Genomic DNA, 9,658 nt, shown 5'->3' with positions numbered 1-9,658 from the left:
CTGGTGTTGTTAGTGACCACAGGCGGTCCCCATGGTCATCACGTGCAAGAAAAAGCGCTTCATGAAGAGTGTCGATTCCGACGTTTAGGTGCCATGCCCCAGCGAACACCGCGTCATCTGGAATATCTCCCCAATTCTGGGGCTGATGACTCCAGGGATCGACAAATGCGCTCTGATGCTCATCGAGGGGACTAGAGAATACGTCAGCCATAAAAAATACCTCCATCGCATTGGCGAGGAGGCTGACAAGCACGCGACCCGTATCGTTGCCGACTGGCCGCATCCCCTTGCGGGAGCCACCTTGCCCGGGATGGCAGGTTGGCGAGGGCGTCAGCCCCTCTCTTGATGCACGATCAGTATAGCAGGTTCGCATAGTTTTTCCAGATCTGTCACTGGCCCCGTTGCAGGCGGATTGGACGCACGCTGGTTTGCGGATCGGGCCAAGGAGCGGACGGGCGAATACGGAGCCGGGCCGCTCTCGGAAAGGTGCCAAATACGAATTACGGTACAGGATGTGTTTACGGCTTTGCCCGCCATTCTGGACGATCACAGTGTGGCATCACAGATCTTCATACGCAGCCCAGACTGCAGCAAAGGGTTCCGGTTCACTGCTACGGCATTCGTCATGAGCGCCGGCTGTGCCAGGAGGTGGCGCTGCACCTTGCTTACCGCTGGTTCTGCAGGCTCGATCTCGACGATAAGGTTCCGCACCATTCGACATTCTCGGTGAACCGGCTCGGCCGCTTCCGGGAGAGCGAGATCCTGCGCCACTATTTCGAGCGCGTGGTTACAACGTGCATGGCCGCCGGGCTCGTCAAGGGCGAAGGGTTCGCGGTGGACGCGAGTGTGATGGAAGCCAATGCCAGCCGCATCATGGCAAAGCGCCGGACGAGTTGGACTAGATCGACGCGCCACGCCACGCAAAAAGCCGGATGCGGGCCCTTCAAAAAATAATTTAGCGCGTCTTTGGAACCGGCAAAAGACAAGGACGTTAAGCCGCGGAATCCGCGAATGTTCCGCGGGGCTTGGAAACTCCACAGCGCAAACTGAATACCCAGGCGACCTACGCCCGGTGCACCCCGGCCCTCTCTCGTCGGAGACGGACGTCGACTGATCGACGGAGCCAAATCGATGGCTGAACAGCGGATGATCACCATAGTTCTCGTGCATGGCGCATTCGCTGAGTCGCTGTCCAACTGGAAATCTGTCCTCGAATTGCTGCTCGCCAAGGGATACAAGGTGGTCGCAGCCCCGAACCCATTGCGCGGGGTGAGCAACGATGCCGCCTACGTATCTTCCTTTCTCAATACGATTGACGGCCCTATCATTCTCGTCGGTCATTCCTACGGCGGCGCGGTCATCACCAACGCGGCCAACGGCAACCAACGGGTGAAAGCGCTGGTCTATGTGGCCGCCTTTGCGCCGGATACAGGGGAGAGCGTGACCACGCTGTTGCGCCGCTTTCCCGGCAGCACCGTCGAGGCAAACACGGCGGCCCCCATTCTGCTCGCGGACGGTAGCCGGGACCTGTACTTTCAACCTGACAAGTTCAGGGCACAGTACGCGGCCGACCTCTCGGAAACCGAAACGAAGCTGCTGGCCCTGACACAGCGCCCGATGGCGGAACGCGCCATGACGGAGGTGTCCGAAGTTGCCGCCTGGAAAGTCATCCCGTCTTGGTTCATCTTTGGAACGCGCGACAACAGCATTCCCGCTAACCTGCTGGCATTTATGGCCGAACGCGCCGGATCGAAGAAGACCGTCGCGATTGAAGGTGCCTCACATGCCGTCATGATGTCGCACCCAGACGCTGTTGTGGAGCTGGTCGAACAGGCTGCGTCGGCTGTTCGAGGAGACAGCAGCACTGCTTCTCCATAACAAGCGGGCTTCGGCACTATCCCGGCAAGCGCACATCCAGCCCAATAGGCGCCATCTCCGGCTACAGAAGGAGGAGAACGCCATGAAGGTTCAGACCACTCTCACCTGGGCCGCCCTCGCATTGGTGGTCGCCGGATCTGCCTTGGCACCAAACGGCGAGGCCCAAACGGTCATGCCTAAAGTCGCTGAAGCGGCTCCGAACGCCGTCGATGAGGTTGCGGGGATAAGAGTTCCCGACAGCAAATTGGCGCGCGACGCAACACAGGTCGTTCGCGATACCGAAGACGATTTGCTGTTTCAGCACTCCATGCGCGTTTATTACTGGGCTGCCTTGGCAGGAAAGCGCAAGGGTCTGACCTTTGACCCGGAACTTCTCTACGTAGCGGCCATGTTCCATGATTATGGGCTGACGGCAGGTTATGGGGAAAGTCACCTGCGCTATGAAGTGGACGGCGCGAACGCCGCACGCGATTTTTTGAGCGGTCACGGCATTTCAGAAGCTGATGGCCAGAGAGTCTGGTTTGCGATCGCCCTGCATACGACAAATGGAATTTCCCCGCATCTGTACCCCATCGCTGCACTTCTTGCCGAAGGAGCCAACATGGACCTCGTCGGCGCCGGCTATGACGACTTCACCGCTGCGCAGCGGAGCGCGGTCGAGGCGGCTTATCCGCGTCCGCCACAATTCGCGGAAGGCTTTCTCCAGGCCCTTTACGACAGCCTCAAGCACCGTCCTGAGACCACCCAAGGCACCGGTTTGGCCGATGTAATGGCCTACAAGGACCCTGGTTTCCATCGCAGGGACTTCAGCAATCTGATGCGGAAGTCGCGCTGGGCTACCGGACAATAAGCGACGCGACCCTCAGCGGTCGGCCTCGGCGCCATCGCCGCTTCAAGTGCGGATGGAAACATGGTCAGGATTTCGCTCGGCCTATTCGAGTCCATCGCGGCGGACGACGCTCCTGCCATCGTTGCCGATGTGGCGCCCCATCGTTTTTCAGCCACGGCTGGCCGCTCCTGGCATTCATCAAGCGTTAGCGGATCGCAAGCCATCGGCCGCGCGAACGCGGCCGATGGCAGGCTGTATGACGATCGTTCACATCGCAAACGGCAAGCCGACGCCGCATCCGTAGCGGTCCGAACCGTTTGCGGACATCCTTAGGAGAGACTCATGACGACGCTCAATCAGCATCTCATATCGCGACGCGGATTCTGTCTGTGCTGCATGGCGACGACCACAGTGGCGGCAACCGGCGGCTGGCTCTCGCCGCGACAGGCTTTCGCCGCCGCGCTCGCCGCGTAGCCTATCCCGCCGGACATCCGGTGTGACGTAACGGTTGGGAAGGCGAACAGCACGTAATGCAGCGCCGGTCGATCCGGCGATCAGGACAACCCATTTGGGCCATGGCATCTTCGAATGCGCGCTTTTGACCGGGACCTGATCCGCGGAGGGCATTATGGCCAGCGGTCGCGTGAACCGCGCTAATAGGCCGAACACATGGCTGCTCCGACTACCGCCGCATGCGTAAAGAAAACCCTTGCCAACCCGGAGCCGTCCACACATGGCCCGTCGGCGAAGCGGTGAACTACGTCATCGAGGTCCGCTTGGCGAGGCACAGCGGACTAGATTTCTTCGGTTGAGTTTCTTCGCGTTTTTGACGCGAAGCGGGCACCAACCCGTTTGCCAGGCTGTAAGTCAATATCTCTGCCTTTGTTCGCGTGTAGGTAGTATAGCCTTGCGACTGTACGCGGCGCGCAGCTTCTATCTCAAGCTCACGCTCGCCGCATTGCGACTTGAGTTCTCTTGCTGCATGGAGCTTGGGAGATTCTCATGAAAAAACTGCTTCTGACCGCGACCAGCTTGATTATGCTGTCTGTTCCGGTAATCGCGCAAGATACTGAGGCGCGGCTGATGCCCGAGGCGCTCGTGTGGAAGGATAATCCAGCCTTTCCGAAAGGCGTTCAGATTGCCACCTTGGTCGGCGATCCCAGCAAGAAAGGCGAAGTTGTCGTCTTGCGCATCAAGTTTCCAGCGAATTTCCAAATGCCTCCGCACACTCACCCCTATTCTGAAGTTGTCACCGTCATAAGCGGGGCAATCGGCAGCAGTCATGGTGAGAAATTCGAAAAGAAGGGTGATCTCCTAAAGCCTGGCTCGTTATGGGTGTACCCTGCGAAACACCCGCATTACGCGTGGACCGGAAGCGCGGAAGGAATACTTCAGGTTCAGTTCATTGGCCCAGGTGGCATCGACTACATCAATCCTGCCGACGATCCGCGCAAACAATAACGGCTGCACGAAGAAGCGACGGCGGTCATGTCCGGTCTTGCCCACGGCCGAAACCCGGATTGAAGATCGCACGTCAGCTCACCGGGTAGGCCGGACGCCGCTCTAAGTCGCTATTGGCCCCAAGCGGCGGTTGGTGGATGTCTGCCATTCCGCCGCTGTTAAGGGCTAACCAGACATCCCTCGAACGGGCCGAAGAACGACGCGCGTGACTCAAGCGGTCATAAATCGGCGCGCACCATAACTCTGACAGAGTCCCCAACATCGCGATATAATCCAATCCCGCCCTGCCCGGTCGGGAGGGCGAATGCAATTCCAGCAACTGAAACGGAGTGAGTTAGTTAGGAGGTGTCAAATGGACGCTACTCGACGTGCTCTTTTAGGCGCAGCCGCGCTTGGCGCTAGTGGGCTTGCACTGATGCAGAACGCGGCTGGAGCAGCCGCAAACGATCGGGGCAATCCAGGCGACGGCGGGTATGGCCGAAACGCAGTGCAGCTTCCGCCGGGCGCCAAGGTCGCGTACCACGACCCAAAAGACATTGAGGCCATGCCGAACTTCAAGTATCCGCTCGACGGCAGCGTTCCGAAACTTACATCGGGCGGCTGGGCAAAGGAATCGACGGAACATCAGCTCCCGGTAAGCAAAGGGATCGCGGGCGTTCACATGTTCCTTAACCCGGGAGCATCGCGCGAACTACACTGGCATGCCATAGCCGCCGAATGGGCCTTCGTCATTGACGGCCGATGCCAAACAGTGGTGGTCGAGCCTTCGGGCGCGAGCGAGATCAACAACTACGAGCCGGGCGATCTTTGGTACTTCGCCAGGGGCCACGGCCATTCGATCCAAACCATCGGCGACAAGCCTTGCCACTTTGTTCTGTCCTTCGACAATGGTGCGTTCTCCGAGCACGGTACCTTTTCGATCACCGACTGGATTGACATAACGCCGAAGAACCTCGTGGCCGCCAACTTCCATCTGCCGACGGACTTGTTCGACGCCTTTCCCAAAGGAGAGACCTACATACAGGCGGGACCGATTGTGCCTATTTCGCAAGCGCTCGACGCGCCCTGGCCGAGGGAGTCGACACACAAATTCAGGCTGCTGCGAGACCAAAAGGCAGTACGTGACTTCGAGGGCGGCACGTTTCGCCTCGCCTCCATTGACGAGTTCCCGGCCTCCAAGACCATGTCCGGCGGCCTGATGATCATTGAGAAGGGTAAGCAGCGCAATCTGCATTGGAACACCAATGCGAACGAATGGCACTACTATCTGCGCGGCAAAGGGCAGGTCGCGCTGTTCGGATCAGGCGGGCGGGGCAAGGTCACTGACGTCAGTCCGGGCGATGCGGTTTACATCCCTATGGGTTTCGGCCACGCGATCAGGAATGTCGGAGACGAAGACCTTGAAATCGTGCAAACGTGGGACAATGGCAAATTTGAGGAGATCGACCTCGACCATTGGGTGCGGTCGAGCCCAAACTATTTGCTGGCGAACAATTTCGCGGGGGTGCCCGAGTCCACGATCGGCAAGATGAAACAGCCCTAGAAGCCATATGTCGGTTCAGGGCGCGTGGGAACATTCGTGGGTTAGGTGCGAAGTCTGCTCCTGGCCCGTGGCTGACCTCAGCTCAGAGCGCCGCTAGGTCTGCTTCCTGAACGTGACCCGAATAGGGTCATGCAAGCTGTCCAAGGCAGCCTTTGATCCTGGCTTACGTTGATCCTTTCGCATCCGGTCGCCTCGCAACGAGACCGTTGCCGACACACTGCAGCACCGTTTCGCCTTTTTGGTTGCGCAAGCGGAACTGGCCGCGAACGATTCCACTATCGGGCCTCGACTTCGACTCGCGCTTTTCCAACGTGGTCGCTTCGAGATAAAGGTCGTCGCCGGGACGCACTGCGTTGGGCAGCCGCAGCTCATCATAGCCCAACCCGGCAATGGCACGGACTTGAGGCTGTAATTCGTTAGTTAGCGAGATGAAGATCGCGAACGTGTGGGCAGCAGATGCCGACAGTCCTCCAAAAACGGAACGAGCAGCGGCTGCCTCATCGATATGGAAGGGCCTCGGGTCAAACCGCTTGGCGAACTGAATGATTTCTTCCTTGGAGACAGAATAGGGTCCAGCCTTCTGGCTGTCACCGACCTCGACGTCTTCAAAATATCCGCTGGTCATTGGTCAAATCCTCTACGCACGGGCTGACGAAAGGACGGCATAAGCTGACTTTGGGGACTATAGCCCAGCGCCGGTCAAATCATCACGTCCCCCTCTGTTTTCGCCTTGTATTCGTGAGCAACTGGGTGAGCTTTTTTAGGCTGCCGTGGGTCGGCTTTTGTGGAAGCGATCGTCGTCGAGAAGACACGTAGTTAATGCAGAAAGGTCCGGTATCGCTACCGGGCCTTTCTTCTTTCGAGCGCTCAATGGTCGGGATTAGAAGTCCATACCACCCATGCCACCGCCCGGGGGCATCGCGGGGCCGGCAGCGGCCTTCTTCGGCAGCTCGGCGACCATGGCTTCGGTGGTGATCAAGAGCGCCGCCACGGAGGAGGCATTCTGGATCGCCACGCGCACGACCTTGGTCGGGTCGATGATGCCCTTGGAGACCAGGTTGCCGTATTCGCCGGTCTGCGCGTCGAAGCCGTAGCCGTACTGATCCTTCTCCAGCACCTTTCCGACGATGACGGAGCCGTCCTCCCCGGCATTGATTGCGATCTGACGGGCCGGCGCGGACAGTGCTTTGCGCACGATCTCGACGCCCGTCTTCTGGTCGTCGTTTTTGGTGCGGATGCCCTTGAGATGCTCGGAGGCACGGAGCAGGGCGACGCCGCCGCCCGGCAGAATGCCTTCCTCGACAGCGGCGCGGGTCGCATGCATCGCGTCATCAACGCGATCCTTGCGCTCCTTCACCTCGACCTCGGTCGCGCCGCCGACGCGGATCACCGCGACGCCGCCCGCGAGCTTGGCCTGACGCTCCTGCAGCTTCTCACGGTCGTAGTCCGAGGTGGTCTCCTCGATCTGCGCCTTGATCTGCGCGACGCGCGCCTCGATGTCGGCCTTCTTGCCGGCGCCGTTGACGATCGTGGTGTTCTCCTTGTCGATCATCACCTTCTTGGCGCGACCGAGCATGTTGAGCGTGACGTTCTCGAGCTTGATGCCGAGGTCTTCCGAGATCGCCTGACCGCCGGTCAGGATCGCGATGTCCTGCAGCATGGCCTTGCGGCGATCGCCGAAGCCCGGAGCCTTGACCGCCGCGACCTTCAGGCCGCCGCGGAGGCGGTTCACGACCAGGGTCGCGAGCGCCTCGCCTTCGACGTCCTCGGCGATGATCACCAGCGGCTTGCCGGTTTGCACGATGGCTTCCAGCAGCGGCAGCAGCTCGTTCAACGAGGAGAGCTTCTTCTCGTATATCAGGATGTAAGCGTCCTCCATCTCAGCGCGCATCTTGTCGGCGTTGGTGACGAAGTAGGGCGAGATGTAGCCGCGGTCGAACTGCATGCCCTCGACGACGTCGAGCTCGGTCTCCAGCGACTTGGCTTCCTCGACGGTGATGACACCCTCATTGCCGACCTTCTTCATGGCGTCGGCGAGGAACTTGCCGATCTCGGCGTCGCCGTTGGCCGAAATGGTGCCGACCTGGGCGATCTCGTCGTTCGAGGTGACCTTCTTGGAGTTCTTCTCGAGGTCCGCGACGACGGCCTCGACGGCGAGGTCGATGCCGCGCTTGAGGTCCATCGGGTTCATGCCGGCGGCAACCGCCTTGGCGCCCTCGCGCACGATCGCGGCTGCGAGCACGGTCGCGGTGGTGGTGCCGTCGCCGGCCGCGTCAGCGGACTTGGAGGCGACCTCGCGCACCATCTGCGCCCCCATGTTCTCGAACTTGTCCTCGAGCTCGATCTCCTTGGCGACGGCGACGCCGTCCTTGGTGATGCGGGGAGCGCCGAACGACTTGTCGAGGACGACGTTGCGGCCCTTCGGGCCGAGCGTGACCCTCACCGCATTGGCGAGGATGTCGACGCCGCGCAGCATGCGGTCGCGAGAGTCGACGCCGAATTTGACTTCTTTGGCTGACATTGTTGGTTTCCCTGAGTTCTTGTCTTACCCTCGTCTCACCCTTGGCGGGGCGCCCGGCAGGCGCTCCTCAGGGGGTGAGCGGTGCGAGCGATGGATCAGGCGGCCTTCTTCTTGGCCGACCCGTCGGTGAGAACGCCCATGATGTCGCTCTCCTTCATGATCAACAGCTCCTGGCCGTCGATCTTGACCTCAGTGCCCGACCACTTGCCGAACAGCACCCGGTCGCCGATCTGCACGTCGATCGGGATCAGCTTGCCGTTCTCATCGCGACCGCCAGGGCCAACGGCAATGACTTCGCCCTGGGAAGGCTTTTCCTTGGCGGTGTCGGGAATGATGATGCCGCCAGCGGACTTCTCCTCGGCTTCGATGCGCGTGACCACGACGCGGTCGTGAAGCGGACGGAACTTCATGCAATCCTCCTTGACTTTTGTGAATATTTTTGCGTTGGCAGTCGCAATGAGCGAGTGCTAACCGCCCTCACATATGCCAGTGACACAGGGGCGCAAGAGGTTTCGACCCCACGATTTTTGACTGCAACCTGGGTTCTCGAGAAGGGATGCTGGCGGCGATCACTAAGCGAGCGAAGTAACTCTGCTAGCTGTGAGTCCGAATGTGATGCTGTGGACGGCTCCTCCCCCGGCACGAGAGTGCCAAGTACTGGGCGTCGTTTGAGGCTCCCACGATTCGAAGGAGCAGCCTATGCAGTCAATTTCGATGATCGGTCTGGATATTGCGAAGTCGGTCTTCCAAGTACATGGCGTTGATGCAGCGGACCAAGTGGTCATACGCCGTCAGTTGAGGCGCCGCCATGTCCTGGCGTTTTTCCAGAAGCTGCAGCCATAGCCGAAACCCGGATTGAAGATCACCGCGTCAGCTCACCGGGGTAGACCGGACGCGGCTCAGAGCGGCGTCAAATGCTGCTTGTGACCCAAGGCGGAAATGTGCGGGACTACGGCTGAGGTCTTTAGACGTAAACCGGAGTGGCAGATGCTACGGGGTTGATCTCGGCTATTCAGGCGGCAACAATGGAGTAGGCCCCGAGGTTTCGCTCGATGACTGACTTCAAACTGCCCGAGACGAGATATGCCCAGAGCGGCGACGTTAGCATCGCCTATCAGGTGATGGGCGACGGGCCGATCGACCTGATTTTGGTTCCCGGCTTCATCTCACATATCGAATTCCAGCACGAACTCCCAGGATACACCGCTTTTCTGCGGCGGCTCGCGGGCTTCGCCCGGGTCGTGACCTTCGACAAGCGCGGACAAGGGATGTCGGACCGGATGTCGGGTGCGCCGTCGCTCGAGGTGCGCATGGACGATGTCCGTGCCGTCATGGATACCATCGGGTCCAAGCACGCGGCGCTGGTCGGTTTCTCCGAAGGTGGTTGCATGAGTGTGCTATTCGCCGCGACATACCCTGAGCGCGT

At 60.0% G+C, this 9,658-nt stretch carries 9 protein-coding genes, 3 pseudogenes and 1 riboswitch; of the genes and pseudogenes, 8 read left to right on the top strand and 4 right to left on the bottom strand.

What is annotated here, in order from left to right; translation table 11 throughout:
• The coding region (locus YY7_RS62855) for a hypothetical protein (RefSeq protein WP_210164769.1) at window positions 1-211 on the bottom strand (211 nt) is incomplete at its 3' end.
• A gap of 41 nt (window positions 212-252) precedes the next feature.
• Window positions 253-354, bottom strand: a riboswitch (SAM-I-IV-variant riboswitch).
• Window positions 355-606: 252 nt separating this feature from the next.
• Between YY7_RS62855 and YY7_RS64290 the strand changes: the two are divergent.
• The 6 genes and pseudogenes from YY7_RS64290 to YY7_RS56295 all read left to right on the top strand — a co-directional run.
• Window positions 607-870, top strand: a pseudogene (locus tag YY7_RS64290) (transposase); the annotation flags it as partial.
• Window positions 871-1,131: 261 nt separating this feature from the next.
• Complete coding sequence (locus YY7_RS56300) at window positions 1,132-1,878, top strand: alpha/beta fold hydrolase (RefSeq protein WP_051397389.1); 747 nt, start codon at window positions 1,132-1,134, stop codon at window positions 1,876-1,878.
• Between the two features lie 82 nt (window positions 1,879-1,960).
• Window positions 1,961-2,728, top strand: coding sequence for an HD domain-containing protein (locus YY7_RS0150035; protein WP_080664230.1), 768 nt, complete (start codon window positions 1,961-1,963; stop codon window positions 2,726-2,728).
• 321 nt (window positions 2,729-3,049) lie between these two features.
• Window positions 3,050-3,169 (top strand): annotated as a pseudogene (locus YY7_RS61720) (MBL fold metallo-hydrolase); the annotation flags it as partial.
• 540 nt (window positions 3,170-3,709) lie between these two features.
• Window positions 3,710-4,168, top strand: coding sequence for a cupin domain-containing protein (locus YY7_RS0150020; protein ID WP_028169447.1), 459 nt, complete (start codon window positions 3,710-3,712; stop codon window positions 4,166-4,168).
• Between the two features lie 304 nt (window positions 4,169-4,472).
• The gene (locus tag YY7_RS56295) at window positions 4,473-5,711 is read left to right on the top strand and encodes a cupin domain-containing protein (RefSeq protein WP_245287716.1); all 1,239 of its coding nucleotides are present in this window, start codon (window positions 4,473-4,475) and stop codon (window positions 5,709-5,711) included.
• A gap of 163 nt (window positions 5,712-5,874) precedes the next feature.
• Here the strand turns inward: YY7_RS56295 and YY7_RS0150010 are convergent, their stop codons facing one another.
• The 3 genes from YY7_RS0150010 to groES form a co-directional block, all read right to left on the bottom strand.
• Window positions 5,875-6,336: a MaoC/PaaZ C-terminal domain-containing protein gene (locus tag YY7_RS0150010; RefSeq protein ID WP_028169446.1), complete on the bottom strand. Its 462-nt coding sequence runs from the start codon at window positions 6,334-6,336 to the stop codon at window positions 5,875-5,877.
• Between the two features lie 255 nt (window positions 6,337-6,591).
• Window positions 6,592-8,232, bottom strand: coding sequence for a chaperonin GroEL (groL, locus tag YY7_RS0150005; RefSeq protein ID WP_028169445.1), 1,641 nt, complete (start codon window positions 8,230-8,232; stop codon window positions 6,592-6,594).
• 95 nt (window positions 8,233-8,327) lie between these two features.
• Window positions 8,328-8,642 (bottom strand): co-chaperone GroES, encoded by a 315-nt coding sequence (groES, locus tag YY7_RS0150000; protein ID WP_028169444.1) that lies wholly within the window; start codon window positions 8,640-8,642, stop codon window positions 8,328-8,330.
• A gap of 289 nt (window positions 8,643-8,931) precedes the next feature.
• Between groES and YY7_RS64285 the strand changes: the two are divergent.
• Window positions 8,932-9,066, top strand: a pseudogene (locus YY7_RS64285) (IS110 family transposase); the annotation flags it as partial.
• 218 nt (window positions 9,067-9,284) lie between these two features.
• Window positions 9,285-9,658: alpha/beta fold hydrolase (locus tag YY7_RS56285; protein ID WP_035693385.1), on the top strand; the 374-nt coding region annotated here is incomplete at its 3' end.

It is taken from the genome of Bradyrhizobium elkanii WSM2783, from assembly GCF_000472865.1.
Classification (GTDB): domain Bacteria; phylum Pseudomonadota; class Alphaproteobacteria; order Rhizobiales; family Xanthobacteraceae; genus Bradyrhizobium; species Bradyrhizobium elkanii_A.
Note: the sequence above shows the minus strand (reverse complement) of the source record. Positions and strands in the feature narration are given on the sequence as shown.